The sequence below is a fragment of the Streptomyces sp. NPDC107528 genome (genome assembly GCF_055639295.1).
The window spans coordinates 263,992-287,710 of record NZ_JBVKAV010000010.1 but is presented as its reverse complement, the minus strand read 5'-3'; the positions used below and the strand labels follow the sequence as shown (position 1 = coordinate 287,710).

Sequence of the window (23,719 nt, the reverse complement as noted above, 5' to 3'; positions counted from 1 at the left end):
GGCGGACCACCGGCACCGGCCGAAACCGCCCTCGATTGGCCGAAAGCCTGCACGCGCCGGAGCGCCCTGTCAACGCCGCGCACGGCTTTTATTGACCGATGCGTCAGTCGGTATCGATGGTCCGGTACCGCGGCGGCGAAGTGCGCGGGCAAGATGAGCGCTGTGCCGGCGGGTCCGGCGCGGCAGGAGCGGAACCGCCGGTGACCGGCGGGCGACGAGGGGGATCTCTCGCGTCAGGGCCGGACGGGAGTGTGGGGGCTGCCGGTCTGTGAACCGTACAGGCGGGCGTAGAAGCCGCCGCGCGACAACGGCTCTTGGTGGGTTCCTGACTCGCCCATCCGTCCGTGGTCCGGGACCAGGACGCGGTCGGCGTCCGGGGCGAGGTCGAGGTCGTGGGTGATCATGAGGGCGGTACGTCCGGTGGTGGGCTCGTCAAGGAGGGGGACGAGGACGCGGGCCGTGCCGGCTCCCGGCGCAGCCAGAACACGGCGACGCCTCACCGGCGCGCCAGGGCCGCCTTGACGCGGTCGGCGGCGGGGCCGAGGTCCGTGGAGCCGAGGTCGGCCGGCGCCGGCTCGCGTGTGCTGAGCCGCTTCGCGAGGGGATACAGCACGCCGCCGGCGGCTAGGTAGACGACACCGATCCAGAAGGAGAGGGGCTTGTGGTGCCAGGTGCTCCAGATCATCCAGACGGTGACGACCGCCGGACCGGCGACGACGAAGACGAGCCCCGCGGTGCCCCCGGGCACCCGGAACGGCCGGGGCAGGTCGGGGTGGCGACGGCGCAGGACGACCAGTGAGGCGAATTCCAGCATGAGGCCGCCCAGGCTGATCAGGACCGCGGCATCGATGACGACCGTGAACTCCATGGAGCAGAAGACCGCAAAGATCAGACAGCAGACCACGATGGAACGCGTGGGAGTGCCGAATCTGGGGCTGGTCCTGGCGAGCCATTGCGGGAGGTACCCGTCCCGCGCCATCAGGCTCGGGGTCTGCGACGCCGGGATCAGCAAGGAGGAGAACAGTCCCACGGTGGACATGACGGCGCCGATGGTGACGAGGCTCTTCAGCCACGAACCCCCCAGGAGGGCGACCGCCGCCGCGAAGTCGCCGCCGCCCCACAACTCGGGCCGTCCCGCGTGCAGACCGCTGGCGAGCGCCGCCACGACCGGCACGACGTAGGACAGGATGATCAGGGGGACGGACCACAGCAGCGCCCGCCGGAGGGTCCGCCCCGGATCGGCGACCTGGTTGAGCACGGGGCTCGGCGCGTCCCAGCCCGAGTAGCACCACAGGATGACGCCCAGCGCCACGCCCGCCGACCCCAGGGCGCCGGCGCCGTTCACCGTGAACCCGGCGAGTTCCCCGGCTTGCGGGTGCCGCATCACGCGGAACGCCGCCAGCACCGCCATCACCGCGAAGGGGGCGAGCACGAACACCATCATCACCAGCGTGGCCCGGCCCACGACATGGGCGCCCCTGCTGTTCAGCCAGGCCAGCGGAACCATGAAGCACAGGGCTGCGACCCAGTGCCCGTCGAACGAGACGGCGCCGCCGAACAGCGTGAGCCAGGCGTTGTTGCCGCGGGCCAGGGCCGGCACCCACTGCGCCAGATAGTCGGCGAAGATGATCGGGAACAGCGATGTGCTCAGGCACGCCGCCATCCAGACCCACATGCCCTTCGCGAAGGCGGCGCGCGGCCCCAGGCCGACCTTCACCCAGGAGTAGAAGCCGCCCTTGAGGGGAAGCGCCGTCCCGAGTTCCGCCACCATCAGCGCACAGGGAATGCCGTAGACCAGCGGTACGAGCAGCAGCATCGCCAGGGTCATGCCGACGCCGGCACCGCCCACCGCGTTCTCCAGGCCGAAAGGACCGCCGGAGACGCTGAAGAAGATGAGTCCGACCAGCGGGAGCATCCTCAGCTGGGCGTGACGCGCGCTTCTTCCCGGTGGGGTGTCCTCGTCCGTGTTTTTCTGCGTGTGCGTGAGCATGGCAAGACCTCCGATCAGAGGGCGGGCGCCCGGGTCAGCCGATCGCCAGCAGCTCTCGGGCCTGGCTGAGGGTGGCGACCTCGCGTCCGAGAGTGGTCGCGAGACCGGCGAGTTTGGCGACGAGCGCCTCGTTGGACGGGGCGAGGACGCCCTTGCTGATGTAGGCGATGTCCTCCAGCCCGGTGCGCACTCCGCCGGCTCCGCGGAGCAGAGCCAGGGCGAGCATGCGGTCGTGGTGGCGGCCCACGCAGGTCACCGACCAGAAGGTGCCCTCGGGCAGGGGGCGGATCATCGCGTCGAGCGCCTCGGGGCTCGCGTCGATCCCGCCGGGCACCCCGAAGACCAGGTTCACTCGCAACGGCCTGGGCAGCAGCCCCTCTTCGAGCAGCCGGACGGCGCTGATGACATGGCCGACCTCGAAGGCCTCGACCTCCAGGGCGGTGTGCTGGGCGGTGGCCCGGGCGATGATCTCCCGCCCGGCGGCGGGGGAGGTGATGAACGTGCCGTCGCCGAAGTTCATCGACCCGGTTTCGACACCGCACATGTCCGGCGCCGCCCGGAGGCCGCCGAGGCGTTCCTCGGTGCTCATCGTGTCGGCCCCGCCCGTGGACACGTTGACCACCGCGTGCGGGGCTTTTTCGCGGATCCGCCCGATCGCCTCCTGGAACAACTCCGGGCGGCCGCTGGGCGTGCCGTCGGGCTCCCGGGCATGGAGGGCGACGATCGCGGCTCCGGCTTCCACCGAGCGCAGACTCGACTCGGCGATCTCCTCCGGGGTGTAGGGGATGTTGGGGTTGGTGTCCCGGGTGACGTCCGCGCCGGTGATCGCCGCGGTGACGACCACGGGCCTCGCGTTCCAGTCCCGCATGTCAGAGCTCCCTGTCGTCGGGTGTGGTGAGGGCGGCGAGTTCGTGCCGTTCGGCGGTGGTGAGGTCCCGTGCCGTCTGCCGCGCGCCGTTCCACAGCACCAGCACGAACTCGGCGGAGACGGCCGTCTCACCGTCCTGCATGAGGCGTTCGCTGACCCGCAGGCTGGTACGCCCCGGGCTGACTCCGTCGCAGCGGTACTCCACGTGCGGGCCCCGGGGACGCAGCTCCTTCACGTAGTCGATCGCGCAGTGCCGCACGACCCAGTCCGTACCGGGAAGGCCATGGGCGGACAGGACGGCGTCGCGGCCTACCTCGAGGTAGGCGACGACGGTGCTGTGGGTGACATGGCCGTTGATGTCGAAGTCCGGCCAGCGGACCTGTACCTGATGGGTGGTGGGCCTGGTCGTCACGCGGCTCACCGTCCAGGGGCGGGGGCTCGCAGGGCGGGGGTGCGGCGGGCCAGGTCGAAGGCGTACCGGCCCATGTCGGGGCCGTAGCCGCTGCCGACGAGCATGGTGACGTCGTGTCCCAGGCCGTCGGCCGTCAGCGCCGCCGTGCTGAAGTTCGTGGCCATGGAGAAGAACAGCACGGTGCCGCCCTCCCTGGTCGCCAGGATGGAGAACGCCTCACAGCGCGGGGCGTTGACGACGACCACGGTCAGGTCGGCCGGCGGCGCACCGGCCTGGTGCACCGCGGCCAGGGCCGCCACCGGGTCCTGGAGATCGGCGACGACGCCGATGTCGCACAGCCCGCTCTCCTGGGCCCGGCCGACCGATTCGGGGTCCACGTCGACGGCCACCACCAGGGACTGGCTCATCGAGTCACGTGCCGCCGCCATGGCCAGCCTGCCCGCGTGCCCGCAGCCGAGGACGTAGACGACGCCCTTGTCCGGCGCCAGCCGGCGGACGTGGGAAGCGGCCCCGTAGACGTCGTAGAGCTCCACGGCCTGCGCGGTGTCCATGTCGTCGGGGAGGTGACCCCACGGGATGCGGTCGCACACGTACGCGGTGCCCTCGACCTCCACCTGGGCCGAAGCCGGGTCCACGTGGACGATTGAACGGAGCCGCAGCGGCAGGAGGGTCAGGGAGGCGAGCGGCAGGACGCGGGTGCCGGTCTCCGGCGGGTCGGTGACCTGTGCGCCCACGGCCCGCACGACACCGAGCGCCACTCCGCCGCTGTCCGTCACCGGGTTGTGCATCTTCCCGCGGGCCCCGACGATCTCCATGATGCGTTCGCCCATGGCGGTGGGGTCGCCGCCCGCGTGCTCGCGGACGTTGCGGAAGGACGTCGCGTCCAGACACAGGCGCTGCACGTCGACCTCGAACTCGAACGGGCCCATGGGCCTGGAGGCGTCCAGCGCGTCGGCGGCCTGGGGCAGGCTCCCCGCCGGCCGGACGACCCGGTCGACGCCGAGCCGCCGGGCGAAGTCGCTCATCTCGCCGGAGGCGTTGTCACCAGCGGTAGTCATCGCACACCATCCTCAACTGGGAAACAGGAGGCGCCTGTTCGGCTGAACATCGCCTGTGTTCTGCCGCGGCCGATGACACGGTCGGCGGCGCGTTCGCCGCTGCGGATCGCGCCCTCCATCAGGCCGGTGCAGTCGGGGTCCGCGTATTCGCCCGCGAAGTGGACGGAGCCCACTGGGCGTTCGAGCAGTTCGGCGTTGTCCGCCGGGGTCCGGGGGCTGTGCGCCGCGTAGGCGCCTCGGGCGAAGGGGTCCGTCTGCCACACCGTGAGGGTGGCGGGCCGGGCCGGGTCGAAGTCCAGGTCGGGGCGGATCAGCCGGGTGGCCCGGACCCAAGCGTCGGGTCCCTCGGTGAGGGCCGCCGCCCCGATGGCCGAGGGCGACCCCATGAAGCCGTTGAGCACCGGGGACACACGGCCTGCGGCGTCGAGGGCGGTCCAGTTCCAGAAGCGGCCCCGCACCGACATCAGCGCGCTGGTCGCGGGCGGCGTACGCAGCGGAAGGTGCAGCTTGGCGGCCTGGCCCTGGACGACATGGCCGAGGGCCTCCCGCTTCCATCCCGGCAGGTCGAGCGCGAGGGTCTCGGGGTCGCGTACGACGGCGAGGGGCAGGGCGACGACGACGGCGTCGAAGAGGGCTTCCGCGGCCTCGGTGGCGACGACGACTCCGCGCTCGTCCTGGCTGACCCGGCGCACCACCTCGCCGAGCCGTACCGCCCCGCCCAGCCGGGCGCCCAGGGCGTCGGGCAGCCGCTGGTTGCCGCCCGCGACCCGCCGGCTGGGCAGGGGCTCGAACGACGCGACGTGGTGGAGCGCCGCCGCTGTCACCCGGTGCGCTTCCACCGCCGTGGAGATCTCCACCCGTGCCCGCAGCGCCTCCAGCAGCGCGGGCGCTTCGTCCAGCCGCCGCAGTACGTCCTCGGTCGAGGGCGTACCGGGCAGGGCTCGGGCCAGGGCGGCGGCGCGTCCGCCCGCCTCGGCGATGTCGCCGGTGGTGATCGAGGGCGTCTCGGCCAGGGCCCGGACGTAATAGCTCATGCCGGTGTCGATCAGGTCGAGTCCGGTGAGGGCCAGCAGCCGGCGCATCGAGTCGTAGCCGTCGAGGACGAACTCCGCACCGCGCTCGATGACGGCCGGTGCCTCGTGTCCGGTGTCGACGGTCTGGGACCAGACTCGGCCGCCGACGCGCTGTCTGGCCTCGAAGACCGTGACGTCACGGCCCGCGGCGCGCAGGCGGGTCGCCGCGGCGAGTCCGGCCAGACCCGCGCCGAGAACGGCGACGCGCCGGGCGCCGCGCCGGACGGTCACGGGGTGGCCTCCGGCGCATCGGAGAGGGGCGGTGGGTCCTGCTGGTACACAACGAGGCCTTTCTCTGCGGGAGTCGGGGAGGTCTCGGCCGGGGCCGACCGCGGGCGGCGGGAGTCACCGCGGCCGGCGGTCGCGTCGGCCGCGGGTGCCGTGCCGTGCGGAGTCTCGGTCGTCATGTGTCCGCCTTCCTCGTGCCGCCGGCGACCCCGGCGGGCGGCAGTCGCCTGGAACACCTCGGAGGGCCTGTCTCGGATGTGGTGTGACGCTAGTCATGTCCTGCCTGAGCCCTCCACCGTGCTGAAGTCAGGGAAAGCCGCACGGGTCAGTACTGGAGTACGGGAGAGTCCGATGGCCGATTTGTTGACCCTCGCCGAGCTGGCTGCCATGCCGACGCTGGGGCAGACGGTGCTGGCGGGCGCCCGGGGCCTGGACCGGGTGGTGCTGTGGGCGCACAGCTGCGAGATGCCCGACCCATGGCGCTGGCTCGGCCTCGACGAGCTGCTCATGACGGTGGGGCTGGGCCTTCCGGCGGCGGAGCGGGATCAGGTGGACTTCGTACGGCGGCTCGCCGGGGCCCAGCTGTCCGGCATGACACTCGGCGAGGACGGGATGGCGCCCCCGCTCACCGCGGCCATGCTGGAAGAGGCCGACCGGCTCGCCTTCCCCGTGCTCTCCACCAGCCATGAGGTGCCCTTCGTGGTCCTTGGACGGACGGTGGCCCTCGCCGGCGAGGCCGGCCAGGCACAGCAGCTCATTCGGATCAGCCGTCTCTACCGGGCGCTCAACCAGGTTCCGTCGAGCCCGTCACAGGCCTTGCGCAGCGTCGAGAACACCTTCGGCATCCGCATGGCGGTCGCTGACGCGGCCACCGGGGCCGTACTGTTCCCGGGGAGGCTGAACCCACCGCCGCGGACCGTTCGCGAGGTGAGCCGGCTGGCCCACGCGCAGACCGAGCCGCAGCCCCGCGGCCTGTCCGTGTCCACGGGGTCTTTGCGGTCCTGGCCCCTGCACGCGGCGCGCAAGGCGGTACTGCTCGTCGAAGAGGCCGACAACCACATGCTGGACTCGTTCGCCCTGGCTCACGTCCAGCAGGCGGTGACCGCCGCGGTGAACAACGTCATGGCGACGGCGACACTCACCCTGGCACGGGGCGAACACCTGGTGTCCCTGGTGCTCGGTGGGCGTCTGCCGGTGGACGCCCTCGCCGACCAGTGCCGCGAGTTCGGGCTGCCCGAGGGGGAGATGGTCGTCTTCGCCGCCGCCACGGACGAGCCCAACGACCTCCTGGTGATGCTGTACGCGGCCGGAGTCGCCCATCTGCCCCACCGTCTGCCCGACCGGCTGGTCGTCTGCGTCAGCAGGCAGGCGGAGCGGGAGGCCCTCGACGCGGTCGGCCCGCTGGCCCGGGGCGTCGGAGTGTCCCCGCCCTTCGCCACCCTGTCCGGCCTCGACGACGCGATCGGCAAAGCGGCGTGGGCGTTGGCCGCGGCGCCCGAGAAGGCCGGCGCCGTAGCACGGTACGGGGAGTTCAGGGGGTCGGTGCTGCCTCGGGACGGCGAAACGGCCCGCGAGATCGTGCAAGGGGTCCTGGGCCCCCTGGCCGCCCCGGGCGCTCGCGGCGAACGTCTCTTGCGCACCCTTGAGTGCTACCTGGAGAACGGGCGCAGCTGGGCGGCGACGGCCGAGGAGCTGAGCATTCACCGGCAGAGCCTTGCGTACCGGCTCCAGCAGATAGAGGAGGCCACGGGTCGCAGCCTGAAGGGCTCCCGCGACCTCGCCGAACTGTGGATCGCGGTGAAAGCGCACCGGCTGTTCTCCCGGGAGCCCCGGCAGTAGCCGCGGGTGTCGGCTCCGAGCGGTGGCCGGGAGCCCGAACAGGCCGGCGCGGGGCACCACACCGCTCACCGGACATGAGCAATTACCGCCCCGGCGGCGTCGCGGTCGTCCGTGCGGCGGACGACGAGCGGGCCGGGCTTCGCAGGCGGCCGGGGGCTCCGGGTCAGGGCTTCCAGGTGCGCAGGAAGGCGGCGATGCGGGCGGCGGTGCAGCGGGGGTTGTTCAACTCATGTGCAAGGGCGGTGAGTTGCTCGCGAGTGGGGTTGACGGGGATATTGCTGGCCTCGAGATACATGACGGCGACGGCGCAGGCGACGGTGAGGTTGGAGCGCTCCAGCCAGCGGCAGCGGCCGAGGTTGTGCACGAGGGCGGCGGCCCGGGCGTAGGCGCCGTCGTAGACGGGGGTGTCGAGGAGTTCGCCGCGGTGGCGGGCCACGGCGGCGATGGGCACGCCGTAGTCGTCGGCGGCCGGGTCGCGCTGCCCGGCCCGTTCGGCGACTTCGAGGATCCAGGATTCGTCGACGTGCAGGATCACGCGGCGGCGCCGCGCTGCGCGTCGGCGTACGGAGCGTCGAGCTGCTCCTCCAGGTCGTCGAGGAAGGCGCCGTGCTCGTCGATGAGCCGCTGGGCCGCCGCCATGCCGGCGGCGCGGGCACCGGTGGTGTCCTCGATGATGAGCCGCTCCACGTACCGGTTGAAGTCCAGCCTGCGGGCGGCTGCGGCGGCCTTGCCGGCCGCGAGCACGTCCTCTTCGAGCCGCACCTGCGTCTGCTTCTTCGCGGAAGTCATCCCCACATGGTAGCAGGGTGGTAGCAGGCATGCACCCCGCCACGGACGCACCCCGGCGGGCAGCACGAAATGCTCACCGGTGCTCAGCGTTCTTCGGCGTCGGTGCAGGTCATGGCGCCGGCGGTCCCGGAGCCCTCGAGGGCCGTGAGCGTGCCGGACCCCGCCTTCGTACGGCTCCGTACAGAAAGGCGCGCCGGTGGTGCGGCGCGCACGGGGCCGGTCGAAGGAGCACACATGGGGAACTCGGGACCCGACGCCGACCTGATCGACATCCGGCTGCTCAGAACCTTCATGGTGGTCGCGCAGGAACTGAGCTTCACCCGGGCCGGCGCGCGGCTCTACCTCACCCAGCAGGCGGTGTCGTCGCAGGTGCGCGGGCTCGAAGCCGGCCTGAGCGTGCAGTTGTTCCGGCGGACCACGCGCAGCGTCCGTCTCACCCGGTCCGGCCATCTCCTCCAGGAGCGCGTACAGCCGCTCCTGGAGGCCCTGGACGAGGCGATCGTCGACGCCCGCGAAGTGGCGCAACGGGGTGGGGCGGTCCTGGTCGTGGGGCACACCGCCTCGGCGGCGCACCGGCTGCTCCCCCGGGCCGCCGGGCTGCTGGGCCGTAGCGCGCCGGAGCTCCAGTTGCGCAGCGAGCAGTACTCCGAGCTCGGTCTGCGGGCCGCCGTGGCCGAGGGGCGGGTACATGTCGGCGTCGGGCTGGAACTCGCCTTCGGGGGCGGTCGGACGGCCTGCCAGGAGCTGGGGCGCGAACCGTGGTGCGCCGTGGTCGGAGCTCGGCATCCGCTGGCGGAGCGGGGCCGGGTGGGCATCGCGGAGCTGGCGGGCCACGAGTGGCTGAGCTGGCCGCGCTCCAGTCACCCGGGGCACTGGCGGGCGGTCCACCGGCTCGCCGCCGCCACGGGTGCGGCCCCGGACCTCACGGAGACCTGGCTCAGCCTCGCCCACGCCCGCCTCACCACCACCAAGGCGGTGATGCTCCAGCCCGAGTCCGTAACGGCGCACCTTCCGCAGGGTCTGGTGCCGCTCGAACTGGAGGAAGCGCCGCTCGGACGCTTCTCGGCGGTGTGGAGCATGCTGGCCACGCCGCCCGGCCTGCCCCAGTTGCTCGCGGCCCTCACGACGGCGGCCGGGCACCCTCGCGCCGGTCTCGGCGCGTGAGCGCGACGAACAGCCGCCTGAAGCGCTACGAGCAGTACGTGGAGCGTTCCTTCGCCGTCATCGGCCGGGTGCGCTGGGTCTTGACGCTGGGTTCGCCCTCGGCGGGGCCGGTGGCCTCGAAGGGCACGTACCAGTAGCGCTTGCCCTCGAAGCGGTCCTCGAAGATCAGCTCGACGGTTCCCTTGACCTGCTGCATCTTGGGCGCCCGGGTCACCCATCCGACGTGTTGCGCGGGAACGTTGATGAACGTGGTCTGGGTCTCCGTGTGCGAGGACGACCAGGTGCGTGTGTAGGACTGCTCGAAGGACGCCTTGAAGACCTTGATGAAGCCGAGGAAGTTCGCCTCCACGTCTTCCCTCAGTGACACCCTCAGGGAGTTGGTCTCCCCCGTGGTGTCCTCCCACCCACGCGAGGAGGTCTGGTCGTCCTGGGTGCAGTTGAAGGCGAAGTCGCCGACCCGGTGGTCCTTGCCCGGGGCGATCGTGAGAGCGCCCTCCGGGTGGAAGACGCACTTCTTGGTGCCGTTGTCGCACTTCGCCAGCAGTTCACGAGCGGTCGGCGGGCGCTCGTCGGCCTGCGCGGCGGGGACCGTCACGAGGCTGCCGGCGGCGAACAGCAGGGTCAGCGCGCCGGTCCACAGGGCGCGGTGGTGTGCACGCGTCATGTGCGGGTTTCCTTCCTGCGCGTGTGTCCTCGATGTCCTCAACAGTGGTTCGCCTTCTCGTCCTTGGTCATGGGCCGGGTGCGCTGCGCCATGCTGCTGGTCTCCAGCGGGGCGGTGGCTTCGAAGGGGACGTACCAGTAGCGCTTGCCCTCGAAGCGGTCCTCGAAGATCAGCTCGTAGGTCCCCTCGACCTTCTGCAGATCGGGGGTCCGCTCCAGCCAGCCCACCTGGTACGGCCGTACGTCGATGAACGTGGTGGCACTCTCGGTCCTGGACTTCTTCCACGTCCTCTCGAAGGACGTGGAGACGCTGAGGGACAGCGGTCCTCCGAAACCGGTGCCGACGGTCGCGGAGTTGCCGACGCTGTTGGTCTCCTCCACGGTGTCCGACCACGTGATGCCCGAACGCTGCAGGCGCGGTGTGCAGTTGTAGGCCTCGTCGCCCACCTTGCGCCGCTCGCCGGCCGTCTCGACGAGCGGGCCGCTGGGGTGGAACACGCATTTCTTGGTGCCGTTCTCGCACTTGGCGAGCAGTTCGGCGTCGGTGGGGCGGGACTCCTCGCCCCGTGCGGCAGGGGCGGTCAGCAGACTGCTCCCCGCGAACAGCACGGCGAGAACGCCCGCCCAGCGGGCACGGCTGTGCGGCTTCATCGGCTTCACCGGAACTCGATGGACTCGGCGTAGTCGTTCCACTGCCCCTCCAGGGCCGGCGTCAGGTCCGGGAACCCGGGTGAGGCCACGCCGTCGAGATAGGGCCGCGAGTACAGGGTGACCTCGCACTCGGCCCAGCCCTGCACGGAGGAGACCTTGCCCTTCCAGTCGTCCGGGAGATTGAAGTAGAAGCCGGTCTCGCGCACCTTGCCGCAGGGGCGGCTGCCCCACAGGGTGATCGAGTCGCCCCCGTAGCGGCGGTTCTTGAAGAGGGTGCCGATGACGACGTCCGTCGGCTGCTCGACACCCGTCTGGGCGCCGAGCGCATCGTCCTTGATCTTGACCTCGGCGTACTCCTTGGCCTCCTGCGGCGTACGGAAGCACTTCTCCTCTTCGTTGCCCACGTTGACGGCGCAGTGTTTGCGTGCCGCCTCGGGCGCGGCACCGGCCGAACCGATGGTGAAGGCTGCCGCGCAGACGACTCCGAGGATTCCCGCGCCCGTGATCACCGCCTTGGTGTTGCGGCGTTTCCTAGTCCCCATGGGCGTCCTTCCCTTCGCGTGCGGTGACCGGGTCCCGACCTCGGCAGGTTTCCTCCGGCGATCGTCATCGTGGCACGCGTCGCCATGGCAACGACCGGTCGCAGAAGGGTTGTTGTGAATGCCGGGAGCATCCTCACGCGATGCCCGAGAGGTCCCCTTTATTACGCGCCCTCGTGTTGTGAACGCAGGAGGTGGGCGTCCCGTGGGCTCGCCGCCCTGGCGTGTCACGGGCCGGTCAGGAGTGCCTCCAGTGCTCGCGCCGTGGACGGGTGGCGGTCCAGGAGGGTGGTGGCTCGTGGTCCGGGTGAGGCCGGCTGCCAAGTGGGCTCGCAACCCAGCAGTGCGGCCAACGCGTCGCATGTCGCCGGGTGCGTGGCGAGCAGCGCCGCACCCCGGGGGCCGCTCGGTCCGTCGCCGGGCGGGGGCGTGAACCCGGTCTCCGCACCCTGCCGCATCCGCCACGGCGGCACCCACTCGTCCAGCGCGGCGAGGCGGCCCGGGAAGATCCGCCCGGCCTCCCGGATCAGCAGCGGGGCCAGTTCGGCGCCGCTGCCGCGCAGCGTGCTGATCAGCCTCGGCAGCCACGGCAGCAGCACCGGGTCCGGCAGCCGTGCGAACGCGTTCGACACCGCTTCCACGACGAACTCGGTGAGCGCCGGCAGCGGGACCAGGGCGTGCAGGAAGCCGCTGAGATAGCGCGGGTAGGAGGGCACGACCAGGGGGTTGCCGAGCAGGGCGTCGCACCGGCGGCCGAGTTCCGCGCGGGTGAGGGTGCCCAGGTGGGTCTGGGCGGACCACAGCAGCGCCACCTTCTCCGGGTCCTGCGGATGCGACTGCGCGACCGCCAGTTCGAGCTGGGTGCGGTCGCACCCCAGCGACAGGGCCAGGCCCTCCATGCTGAACAGGAAGCCCAGCATGGCGGCGACCTGCCGCACGGTCGCGTCCTCGTCGGTGAACGCGGTCGGCAGCAGCGTGCAGTAGTGCGCGTAACCGGCCTTGACGAAGGACTCGATCCACGGCGGCAGCACCGGTTCGCTGGTCCGGTAGTACGCCAGCAGCCGCCGTACCCGCTGCAGGACCTCCGGCGCGCCGTCGACCCCGCGTTCGGTGGTCAGGACCGCCAGGGCGTGCCCGCCGAGTTCGTCGGCGAGACGACGGCTGCCCAGATACAGCGTCGCGTCCTCCACCGCCGCCAGCACCGTCGCCGCCGTGGCCTGCGGGCCGTACGCGGAGCGGCGCAGGCGCTGCTCCAGGACCTGTTCGATGCTCACGCCCTCGTAGCCGAGCTCGATCAGGGTGCGCTGGTGGGTGCCGAGCGACAGGTCCCAGGACTCCTGGATCGACCGTTCGCCGAGCGTGCGCTCGCCCATGATCGGCCGTACGGCGCCCTGGGGCATGAGCCGCCGCAGGATCCACAGCACATCGGAGCAGGCCTCCAGCTCCGGCCGGCCCGCGATGTCCAGCAGCGCCCGCTGCACACCTCGCTGCTGGAGCTTGAGATTCAGCGGAGCCAGCCGGTCGTGCACATCGCGGGCGAGCGGTGGGAGGGCGTCGTAGCCGACCTGGCCGACGCGGTCGCCGCCCATCATGATCTCGACGAGCCGGCGCACGTCACGCCGGCCCGGGACGACGTCCTTCTCGATGCAGGTGACCGCCGCGTCCTGGAAGTCGTACGGCGTGGGCCGCGCGCGGTCGCGCATCCCGGCCAGCAGGATCGACGTCTCGAAGACGGCGATGGCGTCGGCGGTGGAGGCGAGGTAGCCGCCCCGGCGTGCGGCGCGCACGATGTCCACCGACCAGCCGAGCAGTTCGGCCTCGTCCAGGTGGTCGAGGACGGGCGGGCGCTGGAGGAAGCCCGTCAGCCGGTCGGACGCCGGGGCCGTGGGCGCGGGCACTGCGGGGACGGCGGTCTTCTTGGCCTTCGACCGCTTGGTGCCGGCCTGCCCGTCCAGCCGGTAGGGCCGTACGCCGGTCCGCTTCAGGTTCTTCGCCCACTGGGTCGCCGCGATCGACACCGAGCCGCCGGCCAGGCCGAACTGCGCCTCGATCGCCGCATGGCTGGAGGGGATAAGTCCGTGCTGCCACGTCGTGGCGGTCCGCGGTTCGATCACGAAGGTGTCGGTGCCGTCGACGCCGAACTCCGCGACCCGGCTGGCCGCGTGGAAGGCTCCGCACACGTACAGGCAGTCCTCGGGGTCCGTGCCGCTCGCCGCGAGATGGGCGCGCATGCGGGTCCACATGTAGCGCTCGCGGTCCTCGTCCACCCGGACCCGGTGCGCGTCACCGGGGGCGAGGCGCCGGAAGAGGCTGCCGATGAGCAGCATGACCTGCCGGTAGGTGTCGTGGTCGCTGTCACCGAGCGGCAGTTCGACGTACTGGTGCCACCACTCCGACCAGTGCCGCACCCGCCCGTGGCGCAGCAGGTGCTCCTCCAGCGCGGCGAAGCGCGGACGCAGGTCGCCGATCTCCACGCCGACCGCGTCGCCGTGCAGCGCGGCCTCCTCCTCGGCGGGCGGCGCGTCCGCACCGGCCGCCTCGGCGGCACGGCGGGCCCGCGCGTCCCACTGGAAGACGTGGTCGGAGGAGCGGTCGACGAGCACCAGCTCGACACCGGGGGTGTCCAGGGCGTACGCGATCGCCTGGTACTCGGCGGAGGCCTCGGTGACCGGCGCGACCACCGACAGCGGAGACCATTCGGCGGGGAATCCGTCGACCTCGCTCGCGAACGCCTGGACGGCCACCGGCAGCCGGCAGTTGCGCAGTTCGGTCAGCAGCGGGGCCATGTCCTCGCACAGCTCCAGGTACACGACCTTCGGCTGCTTCTCGCGCAGCCGCCGGGCCATGGCCAGCGCGGACGCCGGGGAGTGGTGGCAGACCGGGAAGATCTCCAGCGGCTCGCGCACGGCCCGGTCGACGTCGTCGACGATGCCGAGAAGGATGCCTTCCAGCGCGTCGGGACCGCCGGCGAACTCCGCGGCGGCCTCCTGGAGTTGGGTGCGCAGCGCCGAGAACGTGCCGTCGGCCGTCCCCTGCCCGCGGTCGCTCCGCTGAAGTGCGCCGCTCACGACAGGGTCGCGATCGCGTCACGGCCGCCGTCGAGGAACTCCGGCCAGGAGCCGCCCTCTTCCTTGCTGCGCGGCTCGACCACGCCGTGCAGGTACTTGTTGAGGATGGCGAGGTCCTCGGGCTCGCGCCGGGCCAGCGAGCCGACGAGGGAGGAGGCGAGGGTGCGGGCGGTCAGCGCGCGCTCGCCGAAGAAGTTGCTGTGCAGGATCGCGTCCTCCAGCACGCCGATCTGCTCGGCCGTGGACAGCGCCGACTCCAGCTTCTCGTCGTCGCTGCCCGCCGAGGCGGCGGAGGCGCGCAGATCGGCGAAGCTCTGCAGCAGCACGTCCAGCAGGGTCGGCGGCACCTCCAGCTCGATGCTGTGGCGGCGCAGCAGTTCCTCCGTGCGGAAGCGGACGATCTCCGCCTCGCTCTTCTTGTTCGTCACCACCGGGATGCGTACGAAGTTGAAGCGCCGCTTCAGAGCGGAGGACAGGTCGTTGACCCCGCGGTCGCGGCTGTTGGCGGTGGCGATGACGGAGAAGCCGGGCTTGGCGAAGACGATGCTGTCGCTGTCCAGTTCGGGGACGGAGATGTACTTCTCCGACAGGATCGAGATCAGGGCGTCCTGGACGTCGCTGGTGGAGCGGGTGAGCTCCTCGAAGCGGCCGATCGCGCCGGTCTCCATCGCCGTCATGATCGGGGAGGGGATCATCGACTCACGGGACTGCCCCTTGGCGATCACCATGGAGACGTTCCACGAGTACTTGATGTGGTCCTCGGTGGTGCCGGCCGTGCCCTGCACGACGAGCGTGGAGCTGCGGCAGATCGCGGCGGACAGCAGCTCCGCCAGCCAGCTCTTGCCGGTGCCCGGGTCGCCGATCAGCAGCAGACCCCGGTCGGAGGCCAGGGTGACGATGGAACGCTCCACGAAGCTGCGGTCGCCGAACCACTTCTGGGAGATCTCCCGGTCCAGGCCGTCGGAGCGCTCCGACCCGAGCACGAACAGGCGGACCATCTTCGGCGACAGCCGCCAGGAGAACGGCTTGGGGCCGTCGTCGATCGACTCCAGCCAGTCCAGCTCCTCGGCGTACTTGATCTCGGCGGGAGCGCGCAGCAGTTCGGACATGTCAGGGCCTTTCAGGTACGAAAGTGAAGTGTGGGAGGCACGGAAGGCGGGTTCAGGTGAGGAACGCCTTGAGCTCGTGCACGAGTTTGCGGATGTGCCCGGAGAGCACCGGTGTCCCGAGGTCCTTGAAACGGTCCCGGAACCAGGGGTTGACGCTGCCGCGGCCGGCGCTGGTCACGGATCCGACCGGGATGAACTTCGCCCCGGAGCGGTGGATGGCGGCCATCGACTCGAACAGCGGCTCGCTCTGCCACTCGTAGAAGTCGGAGATCCACACCACGACGGTGTTGCGCGGTTCGGCGATCTTCGGCTGGGCCAGCGCCATGGCGACCGTGCCGTCCGTGCCGCCGCCGAGGTCGGTGCGCAGCAGCGTCTCGAACGGGTCGTGCACCCAGGGCGTGAGGTCGAGTGCCTTGGTGTCGTACGCGATGAGGTGGACGTCCACCTTGGGCAGCCCGGCGAAGATGGAGGCGAGGATGGTGCAGTTGACCATCGAGTCGACCATCGAGCCCGACTGGTCCACCACGACGATCAGCCGCTGCGGTGTCGTCTTGCGGGCGGTGCGCCGGTAGTAGAGCCGGTCGACGTAGAGCCGCTCCTCCTCGGGGTCCCAGTTGGTGAGGTTCTTCCAGATCGTGCGGTCGAGGTCGAGGTTGCGGAAGACCCGCTTGGGCGGGATGGAGCGGTCGATGGCGCCGACCGTCGCCTTCTCGACCTGGGTGCGCAGCACTTCGGCGACCTCGTCGACGAAGCGCCGGATCAGTGACTTCGCGTTGGCCAGGGCGACACCCGAGAGGTTGTTCTTGTCGCGCAGCAGCTGCTCGATCAGGGACATGCTCGGCGTCAGCTGGGCGGCCAGCTGGGGATCGGCGAGGACCTCGCGCAGCCGCATCCGGTTGACGAGGTCCGCCTCGATGGTGCCGAGGTCGGGCCCGATCTCCGGGATCAGCCGGCTCAGGTCGGGGGTGGTGCCGCCGCCGCCGGAGCCGAAGGGGCTGACGCCCGCTCCCGCGCCGCCGCCGCGGCGGCTGCCGCGCAGATCGCCCGGCTCGCAGCCGAGGGCACGCTCCAGCCAGCCCGCGTCCGACTGCCAGCGGGCCAGTTGGGAGGCCGTGACAGTGCCGGAGGGAGAGGAGAACACGTTGAGCAGGACCTTGGAGACGAGTGCGGCGCGCCGCACTTCGGCCGACCGGTCACGCTCGCCGTCGCGGCCGGGGTCGCGCGAGCTGTCGGGGTCGCGCGAGCTGTGGGGGTCCTGGGAATCTTCGAAGCCCTGGGGGTCTTCGGGGTCCGGCTCCACCGTCATCAGGCCGTCGAACTCGGCGGCCAGAGCGGGGTGGCGCTGCACGATCGAGTCGATGGAGGCCCGGGGGTCGAGCAGCGCGGTGGGCAGGCCGGCGTCCTCGACGACGGCGAGGCTCGCCGACTCAAGCGTGGGCTGCTCCTCGTGGTCGAAGAGGCGTGCCAGCAGCCTCCAGTACAGGGCCTGCCGGCGGTTCGCGTCGGCGTCCGGGCCGGTGCTGTCCGCTGTCGCAATGTGTTCCGTCATGTCCGCAGCAGCCTCCCCGCCCGCTCCCGCAGCACGGCCACCGCGTCGGTGGCGGCCTTCTCCGCCTTCGCGCCGGCCTTGTCGGTCGTACCTCCGGCCCATCCCCCGGCGTGCACCGTGACGGGCTTCTTGCGCACCGTCGTCTCCACGGCGAGCGGCTGGACCCGGAACGAACCGGCGTCCCAGCGCAGCAGTCCGAGGCAGGCGCCGGACTTGGCGACGGCCCCGGGGGTGAGCGGCCCGGCGGCCGGGATACGGTCGGTGTCGACGGTGACCGTGCCCGAGGCAAAAGTGAACGTGACGCTCTCGTCGTCCTGTTGAGCGGTGTAGCCGTCGAGGAAGACGGGCACGGCGATGCGCGCCGGGTGGCGGTCCAGGGGCGCGGTCGCCGGCAGGGTCGCGGTGGGCAGGGCGACGCGGGCGGTGGCGAAGGCGTCGGCGGGCTCGCCGGTGCGCGCCCGCTCGTCGCTCCAGATCAGATCGCCCTCGCCGGTGACCGGCATGTCGGTCACTTCCATGGCACGCCCCTCGCCGACGGCCGACAGCAGTGACATGTGGGGGCGCAGCAGTTGCCACACTCCGGCGGCCACGACGGTGTCCGGCTTCGGCACCGAGACGCTCGCACGCACCAGGCGCGGCGGGCCCCCGTCGGCGGGTTCGAGCACCGCGTGGACCTGGGCCTGGGCGGCGGTGGCGTGTTCGTGCAGGTCCACGCCGAGCGGCAGCAGCCGGCCCGTGGCCGTGCCGGTCGCGGGGGCGCTCGCGGCGCCGGGCAGGGTGAGGAGCATCCCGCGCGACCACAGGTCGGCCCAGCGGCGCGCGGGGACCCGCTCGAGGGTGGCTCCCGGGCAGGACGCGGCGAGCTCGGCGGCGAAGCCGTCCAGCAGTGTCGCCAGGCGGCGCAGGGCGGGGTCCGGGAGCATCGCGGCGACGATCTGCGCGGATCCCGCGACCAGTTCGTGGTCGATGCCGTGCCACCCGGCGCGGGCCAGGTCGGCCAGCCAGGCGCGGGCGGCGGCCTGGAGGTTGGCCTCCCGCTGCCCGGCCGGTGCCACCTCGGTGTCCTCACCGGGGATGCGGCCCGTCGCCTCCTGGGCGCGGGCCAGCAGGGCGTCGTGGACGGAGCCGAGGAGTGCGGCGCGGCCGGCGGCCAGGGCGACGAAGTGGTCCTCGCCGGCGGCGCCCGCCGCGGCCTTCTCGGCGGCTTCGGTGACCTTGGCCGCAAGCGGCGATCCGGCCACGGCGTGTGCGAGCTGCGACAGGCCGGCGGCCTGGGCGGGCTGGGGCCGCAGCAGCCCGGCGACGAGGGCGCCGTCGAAGGCGTCGACCGCGGCGAGGGCTTCGTCGAGTCCGTCGACGGGTTCGCTGAGCAGGTCGGCACGCATCAGGCCACCACCCTGGTCGGCGGGAACCACTGCATCTCCGGCAGGGGCGCGGTGTCCGCGTCGAGCTCCAGGTAGGCGAGGTGGCGCAGGAAGCGGTTGAAGACCGCCGCCGCGGCGGAACTGTCGGCCTGTGCGGGACCGGTGGCGGCCATGACGGCCTCGATGCCCTGCGCGTCGGGCTGCGGGGCGTCCTCCGTCTCGGCCCGCAGGTAGCGGGCGACGCGTGCGCCGCCGTACTGCAGGACGGCCTCACCGATCAGGGCGCGGATGTGGTTGCAGAACCCGCCCCGGGCGCCTCCGCAGGGCCGGTTGTTGTTGGTGCTGCACGCGAAGGCGAACCGGGCGGCGGCCACGGACGAGACATAGACCCGCCCGATGTCCGAGCCGCTGGAGACCACACCCTGAAGACGCCCGTCGGCCAGCTCGACGAACGGGACCTTGGCCAGCTTGCGCGGCCGGGCGGGCGATATCACCCGCGCCGTACTCGAATGCTCCCAGCCTGACGACACACCAGCTCCTCTGCACACCAAGGGGAATGAGGTTCGACGCCGCACGAGGCGGCATGTCACAGAACCTACTGGCAGGCACTGACAACGCCGATCGGCCGGTCCTGCCGCTCGATGCGCCCTCGGCACGGCAACCCGGCCCGGCCACCCTCCTGTCGGGGTTCACCGGGTGCCGACGGCCACCGCCCGTCGGACGATGCGTACCGCGGGTGCGTGCTTGCAGGGCCCGCGTCGCAGCGGGGCGTTGACGTCGACGTTGGTCGTGCCATGGCCTGTGACTCCACCGGCCCCGGTGAGCCAAGTGGTCCCGCTGGCCCTGCCGGTCCCGCCGCCGGTGGCCCCGGTGATCCCGCTGTCCCGGGGGGGCCGGGTGGTCCGGGTGGCCCCGGTAATCCCGCTGCCCCGGGTGGTCCGGGTGGCCCGGGTGGCCCGGGTGGCCCGGGTGGCCCGGGTGATTTGGGTGGCCAGGTCAGCGTCACCGACGAGGTCGTCGCCGCTCACACCGCTGTGTTCCCGGCCGACCTGAACGGCGTCGGGGTCCACGACAGGATGCCGTGCGGCCACGCCGTCTTCGACCGTGTCCTGCACGCCCGTTGGGCTGAGGTCATCCGGCGGCTGCGGGACCATGACACGACCCCTCTCCTGCTGGCCACCCCCACCTGGTCCAACGGCACCATCGCCGCCGGTGACCTCGTCGAACGGCTCGCCGCCTACCACCGGTCACAAGCGCGCCCGGGCCGGGTCGACCTGGAGCAGGCATTGCTGCGCGTGCGGCACGACGACGACGCCGGGCGGGCCGCCACGGCCGCCGAGGCCCTCGGCACGCCGGAGGCCCTGCGGCTCGCCCGATGGCTCCGTGACCAGGGTCTGGCCGTGCCCGACACCGGCCTCACGCCGCTGGAGGCATGGCAGCACGACACATGGTGGGAGAAGCAAGAAACCGTGGCGGCGAGGGCCGCCGTGCCCGACTTCACCGACCGCTCCACGACTTCGGTGAACCGTTCCGCGAACTGGCCGGGGCCTACCTGGCCGACGGGGACCACTGCGGCGTCTTCGAGTCGGAGGGCGCGTGGCCACGTCTGCTGCCGCTGTGGCTCATGGTCCTGCCCCGGCACCGGGAGATCGTCGCCGCCCGCACGCTGACCGCCTTCGCCGAGGGGGCCGAGTCCTCGCGCCGCAGCGCGGCCGTCCATCTGCCCGCGCTGGCGGACGCGGAAGGCCCCGCCGGTACGGCGGTCCGGCTCGCTCTCGCCCACCGTCTGGGGGCCCACCGTCCCGCCGAACGCGTCGCCGCCGCCGACGCCTTCCTCATGTTCGCCGCGCGTCAGGACCTCGACGAGGAACAGTTCGGCCGGGACCTCGGCGCGCTCCTCACCGGGCCGGGCTGTCTGAAGGTCTCCAGAGTCATCGAGTCCCTCACCCTGGCGGCCCAGGGCGGTGCCCATCCCGACGTCGCGATCGTGCTGGCCTGTCTGCTCAGCGGCCGGCCTGGGCAGGCTGCTGACCCTCGCCGCCGAGTGCGCTGAGCGGAGCCGACGCCCGTTGCCACCCGTCGAGGGCCTCAGCGAGCTGGCGGCCCGGCGGGGGTCGGCGCTCGTCGTGAAGAGCCCGCGACGGCTGCGGGACGCCATGACACCGCCGGGGACGCCATGACCCCGTTCGCACGGTACCCCGGCATGCGCGCCCCGGGCCATGTCCGGCGGATCATGTGGCTACCGAGATCAAGAGGGGCTCAACGACCCGTCGGACAGCTGACGCACATGCGGCGCATCATCGACACCCTGGGGTACAGCCCATCGGCGACGAACTTCTCCACGAGCTCCCGTGCACGCCGGTCGAGATCGGCGTACTGCGCCTCTCGCTCAGCGCCCGCGACCGCTTCGCCGATCAGGAGGTTGCCTTCGGCGTCGACGCGCTGCGGGCGCTCCTCCGCGTCGGTGAGCAGGCCGACGGTGGAATGGGAGAAGCCGCAGTAGTAGGCGATGCCTTCGCTCAGATTGGTCTCGAGAAGGGCTTGCATCCCCTCCACGACGGGGTCGTCGGCAGTGGCGCCGGCGAGGCCCAGCCACAGCATGCGCTTGCCGGCGAGGCGGGGCTTGCTGCGGCCGTAGGCGAACCCGTAGTTCCATACGCGGTCGATCCAGCCCTTGAGGATGGCGGGCACGTTCTGCCAGTACACCGGAAAGACGGCGACCACGAGATCGGCGTCGAGGATGCGCTGCATGTGGGCGTGCGTTTCGTCCGAATACGCCTTTTCCCTGTTGCCCCAGTCCGGCTGGTCCGACATGTTCATCCGTGGGTCGAACCCCTCGGCGTGCAGGTCGAGCAGGTCAATGCGGTATCCGGCGGCTTCGAGCCGGACGGCGGCACGGCGGGCCGTGTGCGCGGTGAGGGAATCGGTGCGGTGGTGAGCGACGACCACGAGGGCGGTCCTGGCGTGGCTGTCGTGCTGCGTCACGGTGTCTCCCGGCTGGTCTCGGTCGATTCGATGAATCCAGTACAGCCGCGATGCCGTAGATGATCCATGGGAGAAACGCTCCGGAACATAGGAGATCGTCTACGATGTGTCTCGTGGATCCGCTGAGTTCTCTCCTGAGTGGCATCCGGGCCGAGGGCTCGGTCGTCAGCCATGCCGTGCTGACGGCGCCCTGGACCATCCGCTTCGCCTACGAGGCACCGCTCACCATGATCAGCGTGCTGCGCGGCGGGGGCACCCTGCTGCTGCCCGACGGCATGGAGCGAGCGGTCGGCGTGGGCGATACGGCCATCGTGCGCGGCCCCGCACCGTTCCATCTCGCTGACCATCCCACCACGGTCCACAGCTCCCACGCCGCGTACGAGATCGCCTGCTTCACCAGGGACGCCGAGTGCACCGCCCAGGAGCTCGGCGGTATCCACTGGGGCACCGACTCGCAGGAGGCGACCGCGCTGATCGTGGGCGCCTACCGCGCCTCGGGCCACCGTCACGAGCGGCTCCTGCGTGCCCTGCCGCCCGTCCTGGTGATCAAGGAGGACGTCGAGGTCTGTGCCTGGCTGGAGACTGCCGCCGCCGACGCCGCCCAACTTTCGGCCGGTTCTCAGGCGCTGATGGACCGGCTCCTGGACTGGGCCCTGGTGTGCACCTTGCGCAGCTGGTTCGAACAGGCCGGTGCCGACGCGCCCAGCTGGTACCGGGGCCTTGCCGACCCGGTCCTCGCCCCCGCCCTGCAGGCCTTCCACGACCGGCCCGCCGAGGCGTGGACGGTGGCGTCGCTGGCCGCCCGAGCCGGCGTCTCCCGGGCGCTGTTCGCCAAGCGCTTCACCAAGCTGATGGGCCGCCCGCCCCTCGCCTACCTCACGGAATGCCGCATGGACGAGGCCGGGGCGCTTCTGACCGACACCGACCTCAGCATCGCCCAGATCGGAAGGTCCGTCGGCTATGCCGACGCGTTCGGCTTCAGTGCCGCGTTCAAACGCCACAAGGGCCTGAGCCCAAGCACGTTCCGCGCCGCGGCGGCCTGATTTCGGTCGGCCTGAGCTTGTCGTTCAGCGACCAGCACCGGCAGCCTCGGCTCCCTTGGAACCGTCACTGTCGCTCGGCAGCGAACACCAGGTCATGAATCATGAAGGGGAGTTCCACGTCCCGTCTCCACCAGACGGGCGACCAGGCTCTGCCACGGCGCCACGCCCTGGTGTGCCCTCTCTTCGCCCACAGCCGTTCCCCCGCGGCATCTGCCAGATCGCCCCGCCCCATGTTCACATCAACGACCAGGACAAGCGCACTCGCATGATCGGCCGGACAAGTCCTACTAGGAGCTGTCCGGCCGATCATTGACGGTGTGCGGCTGGCCGCTACTTGAGGCGCCTGTGCCGGCAGCCTGAAGCCGATTGCCAAGGGTCCGCTGGTGCGTGACCATCCTCGGATGGATACAGACGAGGGCCGAAAGCTGGTGCGGGTTGTGCAGACGTGTTCTGCCTGCCCGTCGCAGTGGGATGCCTGGACGGCAGATGGCCAGTACTTGTATCTCCGATACCGGCATGGCGAGGGCTGCGTCGAGTGGCATCCCGACCCTGGGTTCGATGACAGTCCGGAGTCGTGGAACGAGGGCCGCTCGGGGCTCCTGATCGAATGGGACGACGGCACCAGTAGCGGTGTCAGCGGCCTTGAGGACTTCCTCGCGGCAGCGGGCCTGGCGTTGGCGCCGGGCGCCTCGGTGAGTTGACGTCGTGGCACGTGGTCATGTGCGGAGCCAGATGACCAGGGTGACTGCGGTGACGGTGCCGAGGAAGACGTACCCGCGCTTCTCGTAACGGGTCGCGACGGCACGGGAGTTCTTCAGCTTGTTGATGGTCCTCTCGACGGTGTTGCGCTTCTTGTACCGGCCCTTGTCAAAGCCTGGTGGCCGTCCGCCACGCGATCCCCTGCGCAGGCGGGCGGTCTGACTGTCGGCCTTCTCCGGGATCGTGTGCCGGATGCTGCGGCGCCGCAAATACTGACGGCAGGGACCGTTGCTGTAGGCCTAATAGGCACTGTGGATTGGCAGTTGTCAGTCCTGGCAGGGGCCGCGCGAGACGTCTGGGCTGTATGCAGCGCCTGGGAGTGCTTCGACAAGAGGGACGCGTGCACGGCCTCTGCCGATTCGAGCTCGGTCGCCATAGCGTGCCGTGGTTCGAGCCGTTCCCAGGAACACCTCCCGATCAGCCGGAGCCGTGGAGCTCTTCACGAGAGCGAGGACCCTGGACACTGCTGGGGCCACGGACGGCTGATGGGGTGGTGCGCCCGCGAGCGCTTCTATTAGGTCGCCGGGTGGTCCTGCCGCGGCCTGACACCGACGGACAGGGAAAGCCC

The 23,719-nt window shown here is 71.5% G+C and carries 24 protein-coding genes and 1 pseudogene; 6 read left to right on the top strand and 19 right to left on the bottom strand.

Features of this window, described 5'->3' with window-relative positions; translation table 11 throughout:
- Positions 1-233: 233 nt before the first annotated feature.
- The 7 genes from ACZ7L5_RS30680 to ACZ7L5_RS30650 are packed head-to-tail and all read right to left on the bottom strand — an operon-like array spanning position 234 to position 5,808.
- Positions 234-500, bottom strand: a complete 267-nt coding sequence (locus ACZ7L5_RS30680; RefSeq protein ID WP_471520634.1) for a hypothetical protein — start codon at positions 498-500, stop codon at positions 234-236.
- Positions 497-1,990: an APC family permease gene (locus ACZ7L5_RS30675; RefSeq protein WP_471520632.1), complete on the bottom strand. Its 1,494-nt coding sequence runs from the start codon at positions 1,988-1,990 to the stop codon at positions 497-499. The genes ACZ7L5_RS30680 and ACZ7L5_RS30675 overlap by 4 nt, the downstream gene beginning before the upstream one ends.
- Positions 1,991-2,024: 34 nt before the next feature.
- Positions 2,025-2,858, bottom strand: coding sequence for a beta-keto acid cleavage family enzyme (locus tag ACZ7L5_RS30670; RefSeq protein ID WP_471520630.1), 834 nt, complete (start codon positions 2,856-2,858; stop codon positions 2,025-2,027).
- Between the two features lies 1 nt (position 2,859).
- Positions 2,860-3,270, bottom strand: coding sequence for an acyl-CoA thioesterase (locus ACZ7L5_RS30665; protein ID WP_471520629.1), 411 nt, complete (start codon positions 3,268-3,270; stop codon positions 2,860-2,862).
- A 5-nt stretch (positions 3,271-3,275) separates the two neighbouring features.
- A complete protein-coding gene (locus ACZ7L5_RS30660; RefSeq protein WP_471520627.1) occupies positions 3,276-4,328 on the bottom strand; it encodes an MDR/zinc-dependent alcohol dehydrogenase-like family protein in 1,053 nt (350 codons plus the stop codon).
- Positions 4,325-5,632, bottom strand: a complete 1,308-nt coding sequence (locus tag ACZ7L5_RS30655) for a flavin monoamine oxidase family protein (protein WP_471520625.1) — start codon at positions 5,630-5,632, stop codon at positions 4,325-4,327. Before ACZ7L5_RS30655 ends, ACZ7L5_RS30660 begins: the two co-directional genes overlap by 4 nt.
- Positions 5,629-5,808 carry a hypothetical protein gene (locus ACZ7L5_RS30650; RefSeq protein WP_471520623.1) on the bottom strand — a complete coding sequence of 60 codons (180 nt, stop codon included), beginning with the start codon at positions 5,806-5,808 and terminating at the stop codon, positions 5,629-5,631. The genes ACZ7L5_RS30655 and ACZ7L5_RS30650 overlap by 4 nt, the downstream gene beginning before the upstream one ends.
- Positions 5,809-5,980: 172 nt before the next feature.
- Here ACZ7L5_RS30650 and ACZ7L5_RS30645 point away from each other — a divergent pair, with 172 nt between their 5' ends.
- Positions 5,981-7,468, top strand: coding sequence for a PucR family transcriptional regulator (locus ACZ7L5_RS30645; protein WP_471520621.1), 1,488 nt, complete (start codon positions 5,981-5,983; stop codon positions 7,466-7,468).
- A 163-nt stretch (positions 7,469-7,631) separates the two neighbouring features.
- On the opposite strand, the gene ACZ7L5_RS30640 is transcribed toward ACZ7L5_RS30645, so the two are convergent.
- Positions 7,632-8,003, bottom strand: a complete 372-nt coding sequence (locus tag ACZ7L5_RS30640; protein ID WP_467482700.1) for a fic family toxin-antitoxin system, toxin component — start codon at positions 8,001-8,003, stop codon at positions 7,632-7,634.
- Positions 8,000-8,257, bottom strand: coding sequence for a hypothetical protein (locus tag ACZ7L5_RS30635; RefSeq protein ID WP_467482701.1), 258 nt, complete (start codon positions 8,255-8,257; stop codon positions 8,000-8,002). Before ACZ7L5_RS30635 ends, ACZ7L5_RS30640 begins: the two co-directional genes overlap by 4 nt.
- A 234-nt stretch (positions 8,258-8,491) precedes the next feature.
- On the opposite strand from ACZ7L5_RS30635, the gene ACZ7L5_RS30630 reads away from it, so the two are divergent.
- Complete coding sequence (locus ACZ7L5_RS30630) at positions 8,492-9,421, top strand: LysR family transcriptional regulator (RefSeq protein WP_471520619.1); 930 nt, start codon at positions 8,492-8,494, stop codon at positions 9,419-9,421.
- A 25-nt stretch (positions 9,422-9,446) separates the two neighbouring features.
- Here ACZ7L5_RS30630 and ACZ7L5_RS30625 read toward each other — a convergent pair whose 3' ends face one another.
- From ACZ7L5_RS30625 to ACZ7L5_RS30590, 8 genes are all read right to left on the bottom strand, one after another.
- Positions 9,447-10,085 (bottom strand): hypothetical protein, encoded by a 639-nt coding sequence (locus tag ACZ7L5_RS30625; protein ID WP_471520617.1) that lies wholly within the window; start codon positions 10,083-10,085, stop codon positions 9,447-9,449.
- A gap of 38 nt (positions 10,086-10,123) precedes the next feature.
- Positions 10,124-10,735 carry a hypothetical protein gene (locus ACZ7L5_RS30620; protein ID WP_471520615.1) on the bottom strand — a complete coding sequence of 204 codons (612 nt, stop codon included), beginning with the start codon at positions 10,733-10,735 and terminating at the stop codon, positions 10,124-10,126.
- Between the two features lie 5 nt (positions 10,736-10,740).
- Positions 10,741-11,277: a hypothetical protein gene (locus ACZ7L5_RS30615; RefSeq protein ID WP_471520613.1), complete on the bottom strand. Its 537-nt coding sequence runs from the start codon at positions 11,275-11,277 to the stop codon at positions 10,741-10,743.
- 224 nt (positions 11,278-11,501) lie between these two features.
- Positions 11,502-14,342: a DUF5682 family protein gene (locus tag ACZ7L5_RS30610; RefSeq protein WP_471520611.1), complete on the bottom strand. Its 2,841-nt coding sequence runs from the start codon at positions 14,340-14,342 to the stop codon at positions 11,502-11,504.
- Positions 14,339-15,451: an ATP-binding protein gene (locus ACZ7L5_RS30605; protein WP_467482709.1), complete on the bottom strand. Its 1,113-nt coding sequence runs from the start codon at positions 15,449-15,451 to the stop codon at positions 14,339-14,341. The genes ACZ7L5_RS30610 and ACZ7L5_RS30605 overlap by 4 nt, the downstream gene beginning before the upstream one ends.
- Before the next feature lie 52 nt (positions 15,452-15,503).
- Complete coding sequence (locus ACZ7L5_RS30600) at positions 15,504-17,000, bottom strand: VWA domain-containing protein (RefSeq protein WP_471520609.1); 1,497 nt, start codon at positions 16,998-17,000, stop codon at positions 15,504-15,506.
- Positions 16,997-18,385, bottom strand: coding sequence for a hypothetical protein (locus tag ACZ7L5_RS30595; RefSeq protein WP_471520607.1), 1,389 nt, complete (start codon positions 18,383-18,385; stop codon positions 16,997-16,999). The genes ACZ7L5_RS30600 and ACZ7L5_RS30595 overlap by 4 nt, the downstream gene beginning before the upstream one ends.
- A complete protein-coding gene (locus tag ACZ7L5_RS30590) occupies positions 18,385-18,894 on the bottom strand; it encodes a hypothetical protein (RefSeq protein WP_467482713.1) in 510 nt (169 codons plus the stop codon). The genes ACZ7L5_RS30595 and ACZ7L5_RS30590 overlap by 1 nt, the downstream gene beginning before the upstream one ends.
- Positions 18,895-19,347: 453 nt before the next feature.
- On the opposite strand from ACZ7L5_RS30590, the gene ACZ7L5_RS30585 reads away from it, so the two are divergent.
- Together ACZ7L5_RS30585 and ACZ7L5_RS30580 are read left to right on the top strand one after the other, a co-directional pair.
- On the top strand, positions 19,348-20,034 hold the full coding sequence (locus ACZ7L5_RS30585; protein WP_471520605.1) for a DUF7824 domain-containing protein: 687 nt from the start codon (positions 19,348-19,350) through the stop codon (positions 20,032-20,034).
- A complete protein-coding gene (locus ACZ7L5_RS30580) occupies positions 19,989-20,417 on the top strand; it encodes a hypothetical protein (RefSeq protein ID WP_471520603.1) in 429 nt (142 codons plus the stop codon). Before ACZ7L5_RS30585 ends, ACZ7L5_RS30580 begins: the two co-directional genes overlap by 46 nt.
- A 206-nt stretch (positions 20,418-20,623) precedes the next feature.
- On the opposite strand, the gene ACZ7L5_RS30575 is transcribed toward ACZ7L5_RS30580, so the two are convergent.
- The gene (locus ACZ7L5_RS30575) at positions 20,624-21,349 is read right to left on the bottom strand and encodes an NAD(P)H oxidoreductase (RefSeq protein ID WP_471520602.1); all 726 of its coding nucleotides are present in this window, start codon (positions 21,347-21,349) and stop codon (positions 20,624-20,626) included.
- A 113-nt stretch (positions 21,350-21,462) separates the two neighbouring features.
- On the opposite strand from ACZ7L5_RS30575, the gene ACZ7L5_RS30570 reads away from it, so the two are divergent.
- Both ACZ7L5_RS30570 and ACZ7L5_RS30565 read left to right on the top strand, forming a co-directional pair.
- Positions 21,463-22,392 carry an AraC family transcriptional regulator gene (locus ACZ7L5_RS30570; RefSeq protein ID WP_471520600.1) on the top strand — a complete coding sequence of 310 codons (930 nt, stop codon included), beginning with the start codon at positions 21,463-21,465 and terminating at the stop codon, positions 22,390-22,392.
- A gap of 401 nt (positions 22,393-22,793) precedes the next feature.
- On the top strand, positions 22,794-23,093 hold the full coding sequence (locus tag ACZ7L5_RS30565; RefSeq protein ID WP_471520598.1) for a hypothetical protein: 300 nt from the start codon (positions 22,794-22,796) through the stop codon (positions 23,091-23,093).
- A gap of 15 nt (positions 23,094-23,108) precedes the next feature.
- Here ACZ7L5_RS30565 and ACZ7L5_RS30560 read toward each other — a convergent pair.
- Positions 23,109-23,390, bottom strand: a pseudogene (locus ACZ7L5_RS30560) (IS5/IS1182 family transposase); the annotation flags it as partial.
- Positions 23,391-23,719 lie beyond the last annotated feature (329 nt).

Coding starts and splice junctions, on each gene's coding strand:
- ACZ7L5_RS30675 (WP_471520632.1), bottom strand. CDS start 1,990: ATGCTCACGCACACGCAGAAAAACACGGACGAGGACACCCCACCGGGA.
- ACZ7L5_RS30670 (WP_471520630.1), bottom strand. CDS start 2,858: ATGCGGGACTGGAACGCGAGGCCCGTGGTCGTCACCGCGGCGATCACC.
- ACZ7L5_RS30660 (WP_471520627.1), bottom strand. CDS start 4,328: ATGACTACCGCTGGTGACAACGCCTCCGGCGAGATGAGCGACTTCGCC.
- ACZ7L5_RS30650 (WP_471520623.1), bottom strand. CDS start 5,808: ATGACGACCGAGACTCCGCACGGCACGGCACCCGCGGCCGACGCGACC.
- ACZ7L5_RS30645 (WP_471520621.1), top strand. CDS start 5,981: ATGGCCGATTTGTTGACCCTCGCCGAGCTGGCTGCCATGCCGACGCTG.
- ACZ7L5_RS30635 (WP_467482701.1), bottom strand. CDS start 8,257: ATGACTTCCGCGAAGAAGCAGACGCAGGTGCGGCTCGAAGAGGACGTG.
- ACZ7L5_RS30630 (WP_471520619.1), top strand. CDS start 8,492: ATGGGGAACTCGGGACCCGACGCCGACCTGATCGACATCCGGCTGCTC.
- ACZ7L5_RS30625 (WP_471520617.1), bottom strand. CDS start 10,085: ATGACGCGTGCACACCACCGCGCCCTGTGGACCGGCGCGCTGACCCTG.
- ACZ7L5_RS30620 (WP_471520615.1), bottom strand. CDS start 10,735: ATGAAGCCGCACAGCCGTGCCCGCTGGGCGGGCGTTCTCGCCGTGCTG.
- ACZ7L5_RS30615 (WP_471520613.1), bottom strand. CDS start 11,277: ATGGGGACTAGGAAACGCCGCAACACCAAGGCGGTGATCACGGGCGCG.
- ACZ7L5_RS30605 (WP_467482709.1), bottom strand. CDS start 15,451: ATGTCCGAACTGCTGCGCGCTCCCGCCGAGATCAAGTACGCCGAGGAG.
- ACZ7L5_RS30600 (WP_471520609.1), bottom strand. CDS start 17,000: ATGACGGAACACATTGCGACAGCGGACAGCACCGGCCCGGACGCCGAC.
- ACZ7L5_RS30595 (WP_471520607.1), bottom strand. CDS start 18,385: ATGCGTGCCGACCTGCTCAGCGAACCCGTCGACGGACTCGACGAAGCC.
- ACZ7L5_RS30580 (WP_471520603.1), top strand. CDS start 19,989: ATGGTCCTGCCCCGGCACCGGGAGATCGTCGCCGCCCGCACGCTGACC.
- ACZ7L5_RS30565 (WP_471520598.1), top strand. CDS start 22,794: ATGGATACAGACGAGGGCCGAAAGCTGGTGCGGGTTGTGCAGACGTGT.